The organism is Tardiphaga sp. OK246, from assembly GCF_900188215.1.
In the GTDB taxonomy this organism is placed as follows: domain Bacteria; phylum Pseudomonadota; class Alphaproteobacteria; order Rhizobiales; family Xanthobacteraceae; genus Tardiphaga; species Tardiphaga robiniae.
Window position 1 is genome coordinate 175,566 of record NZ_FZOX01000002.1, and the last position, 16,537, is coordinate 192,102.

Annotated in this window: 16 protein-coding genes and 1 pseudogene; 11 read left to right on the forward strand and 6 right to left on the reverse strand. The window is 62.6% G+C overall.

Annotation, left to right across the window (positions count from 1 at the left end; translation table 11 throughout):
* Positions 1-101: 101 nt before the first annotated feature.
* A complete protein-coding gene (locus tag CHC01_RS08195) occupies positions 102-1,166 on the forward strand; it encodes a Ppx/GppA phosphatase family protein (RefSeq protein ID WP_089263861.1) in 1,065 nt (354 codons plus the stop codon).
* Between the two features lie 90 nt (positions 1,167-1,256).
* Entirely contained in the window at positions 1,257-1,967 is a 711-nt protein-coding gene (locus tag CHC01_RS08200; RefSeq protein WP_068730972.1) for an RlmE family RNA methyltransferase, read from the forward strand.
* Positions 1,968-1,988: 21 nt separating this feature from the next.
* Here the strand turns inward: CHC01_RS08200 and CHC01_RS08205 are convergent, their stop codons facing one another.
* The 4 genes from CHC01_RS08205 to CHC01_RS08220 form a co-directional block, all read right to left on the reverse strand.
* Entirely contained in the window at positions 1,989-2,855 is an 867-nt protein-coding gene (locus tag CHC01_RS08205; RefSeq protein ID WP_089263862.1) for a DMT family transporter, read from the reverse strand.
* Positions 2,856-2,921: 66 nt separating this feature from the next.
* Positions 2,922-3,458: a TetR/AcrR family transcriptional regulator gene (locus CHC01_RS08210; protein WP_244558272.1), complete on the reverse strand. Its 537-nt coding sequence runs from the start codon at positions 3,456-3,458 to the stop codon at positions 2,922-2,924.
* Positions 3,459-3,661: 203 nt separating this feature from the next.
* Positions 3,662-3,925 (reverse strand): hypothetical protein, encoded by a 264-nt coding sequence (locus CHC01_RS08215; protein WP_089263863.1) that lies wholly within the window; start codon positions 3,923-3,925, stop codon positions 3,662-3,664.
* 3 nt (positions 3,926-3,928) lie between these two features.
* On the reverse strand, positions 3,929-5,404 hold the full coding sequence (locus tag CHC01_RS08220) for an MFS transporter (RefSeq protein ID WP_089263864.1): 1,476 nt from the start codon (positions 5,402-5,404) through the stop codon (positions 3,929-3,931).
* A gap of 310 nt (positions 5,405-5,714) precedes the next feature.
* On the opposite strand from CHC01_RS08220, the gene guaB reads away from it, so the two are divergent.
* The 3 genes from guaB (at position 5,715) to curA (ending at position 9,194) form a co-directional block, all read left to right on the forward strand.
* Entirely contained in the window at positions 5,715-7,202 is a 1,488-nt protein-coding gene (gene guaB, locus CHC01_RS08225) for an IMP dehydrogenase (protein WP_089263865.1), read from the forward strand.
* A 255-nt stretch (positions 7,203-7,457) separates the two neighbouring features.
* On the forward strand, positions 7,458-8,084 hold the full coding sequence (locus CHC01_RS08230; RefSeq protein WP_089263866.1) for a hypothetical protein: 627 nt from the start codon (positions 7,458-7,460) through the stop codon (positions 8,082-8,084).
* Positions 8,085-8,171: 87 nt separating this feature from the next.
* Positions 8,172-9,194 (forward strand): NADPH-dependent curcumin/dihydrocurcumin reductase, encoded by a 1,023-nt coding sequence (curA, locus tag CHC01_RS08235; protein WP_089264620.1) that lies wholly within the window; start codon positions 8,172-8,174, stop codon positions 9,192-9,194.
* Positions 9,195-9,218: 24 nt separating this feature from the next.
* Here the strand turns inward: curA and CHC01_RS08240 are convergent, their stop codons facing one another.
* Together CHC01_RS08240 and CHC01_RS08245 are read right to left on the reverse strand one after the other, a co-directional pair.
* Positions 9,219-10,070, reverse strand: coding sequence for a metallophosphoesterase family protein (locus CHC01_RS08240; protein WP_089263867.1), 852 nt, complete (start codon positions 10,068-10,070; stop codon positions 9,219-9,221).
* 70 nt (positions 10,071-10,140) lie between these two features.
* Complete coding sequence (locus tag CHC01_RS08245) at positions 10,141-10,794, reverse strand: acriflavin resistance protein (RefSeq protein WP_244558273.1); 654 nt, start codon at positions 10,792-10,794, stop codon at positions 10,141-10,143.
* Positions 10,795-11,005: 211 nt separating this feature from the next.
* Here CHC01_RS08245 and CHC01_RS08250 point away from each other — a divergent pair, with 211 nt between their 5' ends.
* From CHC01_RS08250 to CHC01_RS08275, 6 genes and pseudogenes are all read left to right on the forward strand, one after another.
* Complete coding sequence (locus CHC01_RS08250) at positions 11,006-11,356, forward strand: hypothetical protein (protein WP_089263868.1); 351 nt, start codon at positions 11,006-11,008, stop codon at positions 11,354-11,356.
* 40 nt (positions 11,357-11,396) lie between these two features.
* Complete coding sequence (locus tag CHC01_RS08255) at positions 11,397-12,704, forward strand: RsmB/NOP family class I SAM-dependent RNA methyltransferase (protein ID WP_089263869.1); 1,308 nt, start codon at positions 11,397-11,399, stop codon at positions 12,702-12,704.
* A 172-nt stretch (positions 12,705-12,876) separates the two neighbouring features.
* Positions 12,877-14,484 carry a glutamine-hydrolyzing GMP synthase gene (gene guaA, locus CHC01_RS08260; protein ID WP_089263870.1) on the forward strand — a complete coding sequence of 536 codons (1,608 nt, stop codon included), beginning with the start codon at positions 12,877-12,879 and terminating at the stop codon, positions 14,482-14,484.
* A gap of 108 nt (positions 14,485-14,592) precedes the next feature.
* Positions 14,593-15,489 carry a helix-turn-helix transcriptional regulator gene (locus CHC01_RS08265; protein WP_089263871.1) on the forward strand — a complete coding sequence of 299 codons (897 nt, stop codon included), beginning with the start codon at positions 14,593-14,595 and terminating at the stop codon, positions 15,487-15,489.
* 62 nt (positions 15,490-15,551) lie between these two features.
* Positions 15,552-16,421, forward strand: a complete 870-nt coding sequence (locus tag CHC01_RS08270; RefSeq protein ID WP_089263872.1) for an NmrA family NAD(P)-binding protein — start codon at positions 15,552-15,554, stop codon at positions 16,419-16,421.
* Positions 16,420-16,515 (forward strand): annotated as a pseudogene (locus tag CHC01_RS08275) (GMP synthase (glutamine-hydrolyzing)); the annotation flags it as partial. The gene CHC01_RS08270 and the pseudogene CHC01_RS08275, both read left to right, overlap by 2 nt.
* Positions 16,516-16,537: the final 22 nt, after the last annotated feature.

Consider the following 16,537-nt stretch of genomic DNA (forward strand, 5'->3'; position numbering starts at 1 on the left):
GCCAAGGTTGCGCTGATCCTGTGCCCTGCTAAACTTTCCGTGAAAGATATTTCCAAGAAGGTTTCCACGCCGGCCGGAACGGTCGCGGAAAGACAGATTGAATGGATGATGACACGCGGCTTCGCGGCGGCCATGGGCCGGGCGAGGGTGTGCAGGGATTGGTTGCGGCATTGGCCGACGGCGGGCGCGGAGCCGCATGCGCCAACACCTATGCCGCGCTCGATCTCGGAACCAATAATTGCCGTCTCCTGATCGCCTGTCCTACGGGCGACAGTTTTCGCGTGGTCGATTCGTTTTCACGGATCATCCGGCTGGGCGAGGGCGTCTCGACATCCGGCGTGATCAGCGACGCCGCGATTGCCCGCGCGATCTCGGCTCTCAGCATCTGCCGCGACAAGATCCGCGCGCGGGACGCACAGCGGCTGCGGCTGATCGCAACCGAGGCCTGCCGCGCGGCCTCGAATTCGGACGCGTTTCTCGACCAGGTGGCGCGCGAAACCGGCATCACGCTGGAGATCATCGATCGCGAGACCGAAGCGGCGCTGGCTGTGATTGGCTGCTCGCCGCTGATCGATCCGCAGGGCCGCGGCGCCATCCTGTTCGATATCGGCGGCGGCTCGTCGGAACTGGTGCGCATCGAGCGTGATCCCACCGATCCCTTGGGCAAGCCGTTGATCAAGGCGTGGATGTCGATCCCGCTCGGCGTGGTGACGCTGGCCGAGAAATTCGGCGGCAAGCACGTCACCCGCGAGAGCTACACGCAGATGATCGCGGAGGTCGCCCGGCACGTGGCGCCGTTCGCGGCCGAACATGCCGGTGATCTCGATGGCATGCACATGCTGGGCACCTCAGGCACGGTGACCACGCTGGCCGGCGTCTATCAGGGGCTGGCGCGCTACGATCGCCGCCGCATCGACGGCATCTGGCTCAGCAATGCCGAGCTCGACGAGACCATCGCCAGGCTGCTCGACATGACCTACGCGGAACGCGCCGCCAACCAGTGTATCGGCCCCGACCGTGCCGATCTGGTGCTGTGTGGCTGTGCCATTCTGGACGCCATCCGCAACGCGTTCCCCCTGCCGCGGCTGCGTGTGGCGGATCGGGGGCTGCGCGAGGGCATGCTGGTGGAAATGATGCGCGAGGATGGCGCGATCCGCGCGTCCTGAGCCTGATTTTCCCGATTCAGAGCGAATATTCGGGTTTCCCGCCATGCCGTGCTAAGGGAAACGCGAATAGCTGAAAGCAAGCACGAGACCATGGCCAAAGACACCACCGGACGCCTGCGGATCCAGGTCAAGAGCGCCGGCAGAATGAAACTGTCGTCGAAGCTCTGGCTCGACCGTCAGCTCAATGACCCCTATGTGCAGCAGGCCAAGAAGGACGGCCTGCGGTCGCGCGCGGCCTACAAGATCATCGAGATCGACGACAAGTACCGCTTCCTGAAGCCCGGCCTGTCGGTGGTCGATCTCGGCGCTGCGCCTGGCGGCTGGAGCCAGATCGCGGCGCGGCGCGTCGGCTCGGCCGAGGGCAAGGGGCAGGTGGTCGCCATCGATCTCCTGGAAATGCCGGAGATCGTCGGCGTGACCTTCGCCCAGATGGACTTTCTCGACAATGATGCGCCCGACAGATTGAAGGCGATGATGGGCGGTCTCGCCGACGTGGTGATGTCCGACATGGCGGCCAACACCACCGGCCATCGCAAGACCGATCAGCTCCGCATCGTCGGCCTCGTCGAGGATGCTGCGGCCTTCGCCGCTGACGTGCTCAAGCCCGGCGGCACCTTCGTCGCCAAGGTGTTCCAGAGCGGCGCCGACGCCACGCTGATGACCCAGTTGAAGCGCGACTTCGCGACGGTGAAACATGTGAAGCCGGCCGCGAGCCGCAAGGACTCGTCGGAGCGCTACGTGCTGGCGATGGGTTTTCGCGGCGTGGCGGGTGATCACCGGCTCGGTGAGCACGACAACTAGGCTGTGAACGCATACGCGACTCTAAGTCCGATTTGGTAGAGCGCTCGATCTCACTTGTGTGATGGCAACACCGGAGATGGCGAGCAGCGCCCCGACAATCAACGTTGGAGTGATATGCTCGTCAAGGAACAGCACGCTTGAAATCAGGGCAAAGACCGGAAGAAGCAAACCGAATGGTGCCACGCGGCCCATGGTGCAGCGAGCGATGAGCCAGAACCAAAGGCTAAATCCAACAATTCCGCCGATGAAAACAGTGTAGGCGAGCGCGAGCCAACCACGTTCATCCGCCGTGACGAGGGACGTCAATTGTCCATCTTCAAGAACAAACGACATCAGCATCACCTGTGGCACCGTGAAGAGAGAGGACCACCCCGTCAACATCAGGGGGTCAAAGGGTCCGTGCCGCTTCGTTAAGACGTTGGCGACCGCGAAGGCGAGTGCTGCCCCGACCACCAGCAGAATCGGGATAGCGTTTGCAGACAGACCAGGCCCCGCTGCAAGCACGACCACGCCGAGAAATGCCAGCAACACCCCACTAGACGTTATGAGAGACGGTCTCTCCGCGAGCAGCGGCCAAGCCAACAGGATGGTGAAGGGCGTGGCGAGTTGATATGCGACGGCCGAAATACTTCCAGAGCCGAGCCCGAGGCCGACATAGAAGAGGCCGAAGTTCAGACCACCAAGAAAGATCGAGATCGCGGCGACAGGGCTGAGCTCCTGACGTGCAGGCTTTTTGACGAACGGAACGAGTAGCAATGCCATAGCCAGAAAGCGCAGGCCAAGGAAGAAGAGCGGCGGAAATTCCACAATGCCCACCTTGATGACCACGAACTGATAACCCCAAAGCAAGGGCACCATCACCGCGCAGACAATCTGGATGAGCGACATGACATTTTCCATTCAAGACTGTTCAGTCCAGATATAGGTGCGCTCAACCAGCAACGCCTTGACGCGTTACCTGATGAAGCGTTCGAGAAGAGCGTCAACGGTGGCTTGCGATGTGCTTCGTGTCGGACGTGTTTTACCTACGACACGTAGCCCTTCGACAAAGCAGACCAGCAGTCGCGCCGCGCTTGCAGGCTCGACACCATGAGCCAACTCGCCTGCGGCTTTCGCGCGCGACAGCGCATTGGCTACTTTGGCCTCCATAGCTTTGAAAAAGCTGCCGATGCGGTGATCGACTTCCGGGTCGCGGCCACCCAACTCCATGGCTGTCGCGACCAGCAGGCATCCGCGACGACCATTGGCGCCACTCGTCCGATCGACGTAACCAGCAAGGTAGGCCCGTAGGCCAGCGACCGGCGCGCCACGCGGGTCGAGTTCGATGTCGATTCGTAGCAGGGCGTCGGCAATGTAGCGATCGAGCGCACGCAGGAAGAGTCCGCGCTTGTCACCGAAGGCGGCGTAGAGACTGCCCCGCGAGAGGTTCGTCGCTTGAAGAAGGTCCGGAAGCGCCGTGGCATGATAGCCGCGCGACCAGAACACGTTCATGGCGCGCTCGATAGCAGCTTCCGTGTCGAAACCTCGGGGGCGGCCGCGCGGCAACCGCACAGGGGAATGATGTTCCATTAGTGATATATGGACCGATTGGTCGTGAATTGCAAATGACAGCTTAAGGTGATGGGCGCGGGGAGTTTATGACAGGGCGCGCTTTGGGCGATCTGTCGGCTCTCGTCATCTTGCGGTCGGATGATTTACTTCGCGCTCTCGCATTTCGGCGACAACATCGGCACATTGGGCCACGACCAGTTGCGCCATGATCCATCGCGCTCGACACAGGCCGGCAGTGTTGTAGCGGCAGCCGGATCGGGCTGCTCTTTGGCATCCTGCGCGGTCACCTGCTCAACGGGCGCGGGCTTCGGCGGAAATCGCCTGTTCACATAATCGAATGAAATGACGCCCGCGATGATCGTGAGGACGATCGTGGCGAGACCTATGGCCCATTGCGAGCGCGTCACAACTCACCCCAGCTTTTGATCCCTGGCATCCGCGGTGCCTTCGCTGGCCGCCTTGACGGCGGCTTTTGCCTCGCCCCTGCGGCTCGCAATATCAATCACCTTGCGGCCGGAGATTTCATGGCCGGCGTCGTCCGGCATCTGCCAGAAGAACCAGGCCGAGGCTGCCGAGATCACGGACACCACGAGGAAGGCCGGTGCAAAATCGGCGGCCGACAATTCGGTCATGCCGCGCATCAGCATGGTGGATTCCACAGAGAATGCACCGATCGCGACGCCGGCGGAGATCGACAGTTGCTGGTTGACGCTGACCAACGTGGTGGCGCGGCTCATCTGTGCCGTCTCGACCTCGGCATAGGCAACCGTATTGATCGCGGTGAATTCGAGCGAGCGGAAGAAGCCGCCGACCACCAGGATAATCAGGATCAGCATCAGCGGCGTGGTCACCGTGAACAGCGCGCAGGCGGCGAGGAATACCGAACTCACCACGGCGTTGACGGTCATCACATTGCGGAAGCCGAAGGCGCGGATGATGCGCGCCGCAAGCGTCTTCATGCCCATGGCGCCCACCGCCGAGCCGAAGGTCACCATGCCCGACTGGAACGGCGACAGGCCGAAGCCGACCTGCATCAACAGCGGCAGCAGGAAAGGCAACGCGCCGATGCCGAGCCTGAACAGGAAACCGCCGATGATTGCGGCGCGCAATGTCACCAGCCGCATCAGCGAGAAGTCCAGCACGGGAGACGCCGTGCGCCGGGCGTGGATCACGTAGAGGGTCATCGACACCGTGCCGATGCCGACCAGTGCGGCGACGATCGGCCATGGCAGCAGATTGAGGCCCGCGACCGAGAGGCCGAAGGCAATGCCGGCGAGGCCGACGCCGGCCAGCACCAGACCCAGCAGATCGAAGCGCTCCGGATCCTCCGAGCGGATGGGATCGATGAAGCGCAACGCCAGATAGATGCCGAGGCAGCCGATCGGGATATTGATCAGGAAGATCCAGTGCCACGAGAAGTAGGTGGTGATGAAACCGCCCAGCGGCGGTCCGATCACCGGGCCGATCAGCGCCGGCACCGTCATCCACGCCATGGCACTGACGAGCGCGCTTTTGTCGATGGAGCGCAGCAGCACGAGGCGTCCCACCGGCGTCATCATGGCGCCGCCGAGGCCCTGGATGATACGGGCGATGACGAAATGCGTGACCGATTGCGACAGCGCGCAGCCGATCGAGCCGATCATGAACACGCCGATGGCGATCGAGAACACCGCGCGTGCGCCGAACCGGTCGGCGGTCCAGCCGGATGCCGGAATGAATACCGCGAGCGAGAGCAGGTAGGAGGTGATCGCCAGCTTCAACGTCAGCGGACTGGTGCCGATATCGGCGGCGATGGCCGGCAGCGAGGTCGCGATCACCGTGGAGTCCATGTTTTCCATGAACAAAGCGGAGGCGACGATCAGCGGGATCAGGCGTTCTTTATTCATGAAATTATTGATGATTCTTACGAGTGCCCAAGCTGCGGGCGCTTTAACATCCTGTCGGGGCGTGGGCTATTGCGAGAGGCCGAATACCTCCTAAATCATCCGTGACTGCGCCCGCCTGGCTGAAGGCCGAAAACGCCTAAAATCCCTGTGCATGGCAGCCAAGCGCTTTGATTTCGCGCAGCAGCATGCTATCGACCACCGCCAATCCTACTTATGGGTTCAGATTCGACGACGGTGTCCTGCGCCGCCGTCGAATTGGTGCATCCAGAGGTTTCTACCGCGATCCCGAGGTCGCCGCATGGAGTTGGCAATGGCAGTCGTTCAGAAGATCCGCGAAGCGTACACGTTCGATGACGTTCTGCTGAAGCCCGGCCTGTCGGACATCCTGCCTTCCGACGCCGATATCCGCTCCCACGCCACCCGTGCCATTCCGCTCAATATTCCGATCATCGCATCGGCGATGGATACCGTCACCGAGGCCCGCATGGCGATCGCCATGGCGCAGGCCGGCGGTCTCGGCGTGATCCACCGCAACTTCGATCCGGAAGGCCAGGCTGCCCAGGTGCGCCAGGTCAAGAAGTACGAGTCCGGCATGGTGGTAAATCCGCTCACCATCGGCCCCGATGCCAAGCTGGCCGAAGCGCTGGCGCTGATGAGCGAGCACGGCTTCTCCGGCATTCCTGTCGTCACCGGTGCGAGCAAGGACGTCCCTGGCAAGCTGGTCGGCATCCTCACGAACCGTGACGTGCGCTTCGCCAGCAATCCGAACCAGAAAATTTCCGAACTGATGACGCACGAGAATCTCGTGACCGTGCGTGAAGGCGTCAGCCAGGATGAAGCCAAGCGCATGCTGCACAAGCATCGCATCGAGAAGCTGCTCGTCGTCGATGACCAGTATCGCTGCGTCGGCCTGATCACCGTGAAGGATATGGACAAGGCCGTCGCGCATCCCCTTGCCAGCAAGGACGCGCAGGGACGTCTGCGCGTTGCCGCTGCGACCACCGTTGGCGAGGGCGGTTTCGAGCGCACCGAGCGTCTGATCGATGCGGGCGTCGATGTGGTCGTCGTCGACACCGCGCATGGTCATTCCATGCGCGTGTTGGAAGCCGTGACGCGCATCAAGAAGATTTCGAACTCCGTGCAGGTGATCGCCGGCAACATCGCCACCACCGAAGGCGCGCAGGCGCTGATCGATGCAGGTGCGGATGCGATCAAGGTCGGCATCGGTCCGGGTTCGATCTGCACCACGCGCATCGTCGCCGGCGTCGGCGTGCCGCAGCTCACCGCGATCATGGATGCGGTGGAAGCCGCGAAGAAGCACAACATTCCGATCATTGCCGACGGCGGCATCAAATTCTCGGGCGATCTCGCCAAGGCGCTCGCTGCCGGCGCTGACATCGCCATGGTCGGCTCGCTGCTTGCGGGCACCGACGAGACCCCCGGCGAAGTGTTCCTGTGGCAGGGCCGTTCCTACAAGGCCTATCGCGGCATGGGTTCGGTCGGCGCCATGGCCCGCGGCTCGGCGGATCGCTACTTCCAGCAGGACATCAAGGACACGCTGAAGCTCGTGCCGGAAGGCATCGAGGGCCAGGTGCCCTATAAGGGCCCGGTGGCCAATGTGATGCATCAGCTCGCCGGCGGCCTGCGCGCCGCCATGGGCTATGTCGGGGCCAAGACGCTGACCGAATTCCACGACAAGGCAGAATTCGTCCGCATCACCAGTGCCGGACTGCGCGAAAGTCACGTGCATGACGTGACGATTACCCGCGAAAGCCCGAACTATCCGGGCGGCGCTTAACTATATGCGTGATATGCGGCACTTTCGCAGTGCCGCATAGGCATCGCTGCCTAAATTGAGCCCCACAGATCGGCGAAAACGCGCTATTGTTCGCGCGTCACGTGCGCTGTCGGCTATGGATGTCCCGATATGGATTTCCAGGGCCGGACGAACCCGGCCGCGGAGCTTGGCTCCGTGTCGCGTTGTGATGCTCATTTTCGACAATGACCTCGTCACGCGTCGAAGTAACACCCGCAGAAAAGAACGTTGGATACTATGGCCATTGAATGGACGGACGAACGCATTGCGGCTCTCGACACCGCGCAACTGAAAAACCTGCGTGAGAACGCCACACGCCGCGAGGTCACGGCGCTGGTCGAGCTTTGCACCACCGAGCTCGCCAAGCGTAATGCCGACAAGCCGCGCAGGATCGGCCAGCCGCGCAGCGAGGCCAAGCAGTTCGAGCATGACATGTCGGCGGAGCTCGCCACGGTCGGCAAGGCGATGGCCGAGAAATACGATCTCTCCGAAGCGACCGCCAAGGCGAAGTCCGAAGGCGTGAAGGGCTTCAAGGCGCACAAGCTGCTCGGCTCCGATGGCCATGCCAAGCTCGGCGGCATGCAGCGCGATGGCTCGGTCGCAGTCGATCGCTACATCTCCTATCGTCGCGGCACCGATATCGCGTCGCTCAGCGTGTTCCTGCTCAAGGATCAGCCGATCGAGGCGCATGAATTTCAGGTCATCGCGCCGCTGACGATGCTCGACGGCGGCAAGCCGGTGGCTGAAATCCGTCCGACGGCAACGGCGGCGCAGAAGCAGTCGGCCGACGGCGGTCTGTCTTTCAAGGATCTCGACAGCGCAGCTGCAGCATTCGACAAGGTGCTGGCGAAGATCACGGCCTGATATTTGCCGGTTTACGTTTTGAATGCGGCGCGCGATCATCGCGCGCCGCATTTTTTTGCGATCAAGAAAGAGAAACGGAGAAGTCCCATGTCAGCAGCCAAACGCGTCGTTCTCGCATCGCGCCCGCACGGTGAGCCCGGCCCATCGAATTTCCGTATCGAGGATTATGCGGTGCCGACGCCAGGCGCAGGCGAAGTGCTGCTGCGCACGATCTGGCTGTCGCTCGATCCCTATATGCGCGGCCGCATGAATGACGGCCCGTCCTATGCCGCGCCGGTGCCGGTGGATGGCGTGATGGAAGGCGGCACCGTGTGCGAGGTGATCGCCTCGAACAATCCGGGTTTTGCCAAGGGCGATATCGTGCTCGCCCATGCCGGCTGGCAGACCCATGCGATCTCCGACGGCAAAGGCCTGCGCAAACTCGATCCGAAGCTGGCACCGATCTCGACGGCCGTCGGCATTCTCGGCATGCCGGGCATGACCGCCTATACGGGCCTGCTTGCCATTGGAAATCCGCAGGCCGGCGAGACAGTGGTCGTTGCCGCAGCCTCCGGCGCGGTCGGCTCTGCGGTCGGCCAGATTGCGAAGATCAAGGGCGCACGTGCCATCGGCATCGCGGGCGGTGCTGACAAGTGCCGTTATGTGAAGGAGGAGCTCGGCTTCGACGAATGCCTCGATCATCGCGATCCGGATTTTCCGGCGAAGCTGAAGGCTGCATGCCCGGGCGGCATCGACGTGTATTTCGAAAATGTCGGCGGCGCTGTGTTCGAGGCGGTGTTTCCGCTGCTGAATTTCTTCGCACGCATTCCGGTATGCGGGCTGATCGCGCAATATAACGACACTACGTCGGAAGCACCGAAATGGGCCGGCGCGATGATGCGCAACGTGCTCACCAAGCGTCTCAACTTCCGCGGCTTCATCGTGCGCGACTTCGCATCGATGCATGGTGACTTCCTGCGCGACATGTCGCAATGGGTGCGCGAGGGCAAGGTGAAGTACAAGGAGCACATCACCGAAGGTCTCGACAATGCGCCGACGGCGTTCATGGGGCTGCTGAAGGGCGCGAATTTCGGCAAGCAGCTCGTGCGTGTCGGCGCCGACAAAGCGTAAGGCGAATACGCCTTCAGGCTGTCATCACTGCGGGCGCACCGTGCCGTCCGCATTGATAACGCTGAACAGATCGATGTCGACTTGCCCCGGCGCGCGGCGGTGGCGAACTTCAAAGCCGTCGGGCTGGAAACTGTATTCCACGAGCCCGACTTCCTTGACGCCGATCGTCTCCTGCCTGTCCTCCGGACCAATGATGAAACTGCTCGATGGCGCCCAGACATGCCTGACGCCGCGCCATATGTAGTCGCGCCGCTGGTGCACATGACCACAGGCGACGAGCCGCAGATCGACAGGGTCAAGCAGATCGATGAGACGACGGCGCGCCGGCATCGGGACATAGCGGATCGACGTCGCGGCCAGTTCCGGATCGTCCGGGGCATTCAGAAATAGCGGTTTGTGGATGAACAGCGCCAGCGGTCGTCCGTTCAGGCCCGACAGTTGCGAGGCGAGCCAGTCGAACTGCTCCTCTTCGCAGGCGAGCCCGCTATTCATGATCAACGAGTTCAGGCCGATGAAACACCAACCAGCCGCGTTGAAGCGCCAGTGGTCGTGTCCAAAGACCGACACGAATGCCTGCCGGTTTTGTTCGGAGATCAATTGGGCCGGAGGCGGGGCGACCAGAGTCGGGTTGTCGCCGATATCGTGATTGCCCGGCAGATAGCGGCAGGCGACGGGAAGGGCGTCATGCTGTGACCTGGCGAAGGCGAGGTCATCGGGATGGCCCGGGCCATCGAAGGCAAGGTCGCCGCTATTGATGACGAGGTCAGGCTTTGCCGCGTCGATGAACGCGCAGACGCGCTGGAAATTTGCGACGAATTGCGGAAAGCCTGCGCTGAGATGCGTATCGGTGATCTGGATCAAGCGGAATTCGGACATGGCGGGAACTCCTCTGGCGGGGAGTGTAGCCATCTCGGATGTCAGTCAGATGGCTCGGGCGACCGAAACATTAGATCACGCGATATCTGATCGCATAGCCGTCGTTGGCGCGGGCCGTCTTGCCCGCACGGGCTGAGGCGATCACCTGATCGACTAGGTGCCACGGGCTGAATTCGGCGGAGTGGCTCGGGCTTGCGGCCAGCCGCAGTTTGAAGATCAGCGGTGCTTCGCCGGGCACATTCACGATCATCACACGCTGCGCGGTGCGAAATTTCAGCGGCACCGTACCCCTGAGAATGCTCTCGCCCTTGTTTGTGAAAGTCGGGCCTTCGCTGATGGCGGCGAGGGCCTGGTTGCGGTCGGTATGCAATTCGATCTGCGTGGCTTCCGCGATGATCTTCGCCGCGACCGCGTCGGGCAGGCGGATTTCGAATTCGACAGCGGGCCTAGTCGGATTGATGCCGAGATAGCCCAGTGCCGTGTGGCGCATGTCGGTGGCGGCGAAGGCCAGCAGGCCCAGCACGGCCAGCGCCGCGACGCCGTGGTGGATCACGTCATGGACCGAGCGATACCGGGCTCGGAAATAGAGATTCAGCAGGATGGCCACCGCGAGCGCCGCGGCGGCGCCGGCCAGCGCCGACATCGTGAGGCCGGCCCAGCTGTCCGGGTCGCCGGGCGTCAGCATCGCAAAGAGGGCATCGAGATAGGCCATGGCAGGGCTCACGGGCAGAACTCTTGAGGCTGGCGCGCCGCCGGGCAGCGCCTGCAAATGGGTGTCGAGGTCCGCCCAGCCGGTTCAATGGAACCGAAACGGAACCTGCATGGAACCGATATGGAACTCTTGGGCCGGTTAATCGTCATGTTCCAAGGGGGCGGGTCTGTAGCGCGAGCGGGGTGCCGCGCGGCTCTGAAATCCCCGGGCTGAGGAAATTTCAATGTCGATTCAATGGGTTTTGTTGCCGGTCTTCGTGCTGGTGGCGATTACGCTGGGCATGTTCTTCTGGACCGGCCGGCGCAGCGGCCTGCTGAGCCGCAAGGATACCAGCGACCTGCCGAATACCGCTCCGCAGCTCGATCTGCTGTTCTACGCGCTGATCGCCATCGGCCTGCCGCTACGCAAGATCGATCTGGTGCTGGTCTGCCTGTCCTGGATCTTCGTCATCGCCCGCTTCGTGGGCGCTGGGTTCATTGCCAATAGCCGGGGATCGCAAGCCTGGCTCGCCAGCGCGCTTGTGTTGTTGGCGATGTGGTTCTACTTCGCGCTACGGATGCTTCTCCTGATCTGATCGGGGGCGGCGTCGCGCCTCTCTCCGTTGAAAGATTGCCATGACTCCCGCCGCCCGCCTCTCCGCCGCGATCGAAGTGATCGAGGCCATCGACACCCAGCGTGTCCCCGCCGCCAAGGCGCTGAAGGAATGGGGCACCGCGCACCGCTTCGCCGGCTCCGGCGACCGGGCCGGGATTTCCGGGTTGGTCTGGGACGTGCTGCGGCGGCGGGCCTCCAGCGCCTGGATCATGGACGACGATACGTCGCGGGCGCGGCTGCTCGGCATGCTCAAGGCCGAGCGCAAGATGGATGTCGATACGATTGCCGCGCTCTGTGACGGCAGCGGTTTTGCGCCGGCGCCGCTGTCTGACGCGGAGCGCTCGGCGCTGGCGTCGCGCACGGTGGCGGATGCACCGGCGCATATCGCCGGCGATTATCCGGAATGGCTCGATGGCCAGCTGGCCGATGTGTTTGGCGACGATCGCGTGGCGGAAGCCACCGCCATGGCCAGCCGCGCGCCGCTGGACCTGCGCGTCAACACGCTGAAGGCCAAGCGCGAGAAGGTACTGGGCTCGCTGCGCCATCTCGGGGCCACCGAGACGCCGTGGTCGCCGCTGGGGCTGCGGATCGATCTCGGCGCCGATGCGCGCAATCCCGGCATCCATGCCGAGGAGGATTTCATCAAGGGCGGCATCGAAGTGCAGGACGAGGGCTCGCAGCTCGCAGCATTGCTGTCCGGCGCCAAGCCGGGCGAGCAGGTGATCGACCTCTGCGCGGGCGCCGGCGGCAAGACGCTGGCACTGGCGGCGATGATGCAGGGCAAGGGCCGGCTGATCGCAACCGACGCCGACAAGCGCCAGCTGGCGCCGATCCACGAGCGGCTGTCGCGTGCCGGCATCCACAATGCCGATATCCGCACCCCCAAGGGCCCGGATGATACGCTCAGCGACATTCACAACTCCGCCGACCTCGTGCTGATCGACGCGCCATGCACCGGCACCGGCACCTGGCGTCGCAATCCCGACGCCAAATGGCGGATGCGGCCGGGCGCCCTCGAGGTCCGGATCAAGGACCAGGCCGAGGTCCTCGACCGCGCGGTGGCGCTGGTGAAGCCGGGTGGCCGGATCGCCTATGTGACCTGTTCGGTACTCCCGCAGGAAAACCGCGACCAGATCCGCGCCTTTACCGCCCGCCAGCCGGAGTTTTCGGTGGTCCCGCCGGCGCAGGTGATGTCGGCGCTGTGGGACAAGGCCGAGGATTTCGCCGCCGCGACCTATCAGAGCCCGGAAGGCCTGCTGATGACCCCGCGCCGGACCGGAACGGACGGATTTTTCGTGTCGGTGATGAAGCGCCAGCCGGTAGGCTGAGACCCCTCCGCCGTCATTGCGAGCGCAGCGAAGCAATCCAGAAGGCCACAAGCGAAGACTGGATTGCTTCGTCGCAAGGGCTCCTCGCAATGACGGGGATAGGCCGGTGCAGGGCTGCCATGACAGCCTTTTCAGCCTTGCGACCCCGCCGTGAGTCGCGTAATTCCTCGCTATGACAGCCCCCAGCAAAGCCTCCGTTTCGCCCGCCGATCCGTCACCCCATGTGGCCGCGGCGCATGACAAGATTCTGATCGTCGATTTCGGCTCTCAGGTGACGCAGCTGATTGCGCGGCGTGTCCGCGAGGAGGGCGTCTATTCCGAAATCGTGCCGTTCAACAAGGCCGAAGCCGCCTTCGCCGAGATGAAACCGAAAGCCGTGATCCTGTCCGGTGGCCCCGCTTCGGTGCTCGACGATAATGCGCCGTCGGCGCCGTTGTCGATCCTCACCTCCGGCGTTCCGGTACTCGGCATCTGCTACGGCGAACAGACCATGGCGCAGCAGCTCGGCGGCACCGTCGAGGCTGGGCACCATCGCGAATTCGGTCGCGCCGCTATCGAGATCACCGACACCTGCGCGTTGTTCGACGGCGTCTGGGAAGTGGGTGGCAAATACGACGTCTGGATGAGCCATGGCGACCGCGTCACCAAGATGCCCGAGGGTTTTCGCGCCGTCGCCAAGGCGCCGGGTTCGCCGATCTCGATCATCGCCGACGACACCAGAAAATTCTATGCGATGCAGTTTCATCCGGAAGTGGCGCATACGCCCGACGGCGCAAAGCTGATCCGCAACTTCGTGCGCAACATAGCCGGCTTCACCGGCGACTGGACCATGCGCGCGTTCCGCGAGGAAGCGATCGAGAAGATCCGCGCGCAGGTCGGCAAGGGCAAGGTGATCTGCGGCCTGTCAGGCGGCGTTGACTCTGCCGTTGCGGCTGTGCTGATCCATGAAGCGATCGGCGACCAGCTCACTTGCGTGTTCGTCGATCACGGCATGCTGCGCAAGGACGAGGCCAAGACTGTCGTCGACCTGTTCCGGCACCACTACAACATCCCGCTGGTCCATGTGGATGCGTCGAAGACGTTCCTGGGTGAACTCGAAGGCGTCACCGATCCCGAAGTGAAGCGCAAGACCATCGGCCGGCTGTTCATCGACGTGTTCGATGCCGAGGCCAAGAAGATCGGCGGCGCGGATTTCCTCGCACAAGGCACGCTGTATCCCGACGTGATCGAGAGCGTGTCCTTCACCGGCGGTCCGTCAGTGACCATCAAGTCGCATCACAATGTCGGCGGCTTGCCCGCACGCATGAACATGAAGCTGGTCGAGCCTTTGCGCGAACTGTTCAAGGACGAGGTGCGCGATCTCGGCCGCGAACTCGGCCTGCCGGATATTTTTGTGGGCCGTCATCCATTCCCAGGCCCTGGCCTCGCGATCCGCTGCCCCGGCGAAATCACCCGCGAAAAGCTCGACATCCTGCGCGAGGCCGATGCCGTCTATATCGACCAGATCCGCAAGGCCGATCTCTACGACACCATCTGGCAGGCCTTCGCTGTACTCTTGCCGGTGAAGACCGTCGGCGTCATGGGCGACGGCCGTACTTACGAATACGTCGTCGGCCTGCGCGCCGTGACCTCCACCGACGGCATGACTGCCGACTTCTATGCGTTCGACATGAAGTTCCTCGGCGAGACCGCGACGCGCATCATCAACGAGGTGAAGGGCGTGAATCGTGTGGTGTATGACATCACGAGCAAGCCGCCGGGGACGATCGAGTGGGAGTAGGGGCGCGTCGTCTGGCGTAGTTGGCGGGGGATTTAACAGGATTGCAGATTTGATCTTTGTGGCCTGATCCACATTGTCATTGATCGCTAGGTAAAAGGGCGTCGGACCATGGCACTTCCTTCTCCGCAGCCGTCGCCTCAGGTCCTCTTTTCAAGTGCCGGAAGAGCGTGGAGTGCGCTCGATGCCGTTCTTATCAATATCCCGCGTGGCTTGTTGCGAGCACCGGCTGGCGGATTGCATACGCTAGGCATGCATTTCGGTCCGCCCGTCAACGCAGATTGTTCCGTTGGTGGCAAGCGGATGCGGCGTGTGCAAAAGTCGGGCGACATCGATTTCATTCCGGCGGGAATGGATGGCTCCTGGGAGGACGATGCGGATTGCCAGATTCTCCGGCTGCGTCTTCACTCATCGCTTATGGAACAGGTCGCCGAGGACCTCGGAAGGGATGTTGCGAAAATCGAATTCGTCCCGCGTCTTCAACTCCGTGACGCCCGCATTGAGGCAATCGGCTGGGCCATAAAGGCGGATCTCGAGGCAGACACACCGTCTGATCCGCTTTACATCGATCATCTGGCGAGCGCGTTGGCGGTCCGGCTGTTCGAAACCGCCACTGACGGTCGTCCGCTCCCGGGAGCTGACGGTGCGTCAAGGATGTCTGCGCGTCATCTGAAACTGCTGACCGAGTTCATCGAGATGAATCTCGGTGAGCAACTTCATCTCGCCGATCTGGCGAAAGTTGCCGGGGTCAGCGTCACGCGTCTCAAGACGCTATTCCGTAACAGCACGGGGATGTCCGTGCATCAATATGTGATACGCCGCCGCACGGAATACGCACGCGCTTTGATCGCCACGACGACGATGCCTGCAAGTGAGATTGCTTTTGTCGCCGGTTTTTCCCATCAGAGTCATATGGCCTCGACGATGCGCCGCATCCTCGGCCAGACCCCTGGCGATATTACGCGGCCGGCACGCGAAATCGGCCCGAAATTGCTAAGATCTGTCTGAATCTGAGCGAAGCCAACTCTTGCATTCCTTAAGTCTTGCATATCGCAAGAGAGGAATTGGACATGTTTGCAATCGTTGGCGCCGCCGGAAACGTCGGCTATTCGACATCGATAGCCCTGCGCAAGGCTGGCGTGCCGGTCAGAGCGATTCTACGCGACGCGGCAAAGGCGGCGGCGCTCAAAGAGCTCGGGTGCGAGATCGCTCTGGCTGATCTGCAGGATGCCGAGGCCCTCGCCAAGGCGATCGCAGGTGCGGATGCCGTACAGATCATCGTCCCGGTAGCACTCAAGGTAAGGGATCCTGCTGAAGAGCTGCGGCAATCGATCGACAGCATCGCCAGGGCGCTCGCACAGGCGTCCCCAAAACGGGTGCTGGCCATTTCCGACTACGGCGCGCACGTCACGGATGACATCGGGATGCCCACTATTTTCCATGGACTGGAGGAGCGGCTGGGCCAACTCAATGTCCCCAGGACGGTCCTGCGATCAGCGGAACATATGCACAATTGGGCCCGTGTTATTCCCGTGGCCATGGCGTCCGGCAACTTGCCAACCTTCCACAACGTCGTCGACATGGTGTTCCCCACGATTGCAGCTGCAGACCTCGGCCTGATCGCCGCCGACCTGTTGTTGCGGCCCGGCGAGAAGGACCTGGATGTTGTCCACGCCGAAGGGCCACGCCGGTATAGTGCCAACGACGTGGCGACGGCGCTGACCGAGCTATCGGGGCGCACCATTCACGCACGGGTCGTGCCTCGCTCGCAATGGAAAGTGACCTTTGAGCGAAACATGCCCGGCAGCCTCGCCGAACTCCTGATCAAAGCCAACGAGGCTCACAACAGGGGCGGCCTGATCGACGTCGAGCCAAATGCCGGCGAGATTCGATATGGCACTACCGAATTGATCGACGCGCTGCAGCCGTTTCTGAGATAAAGCCGCGACGCGGACCACCAACGCGGTGAAGGGCGTCAATCGCGTGGTGTATGACATCACGAGCGAGCCGCCTGGGGCGATCGAGTGGAAGTGAAGGGGAGTACCGTGGAGTAGTA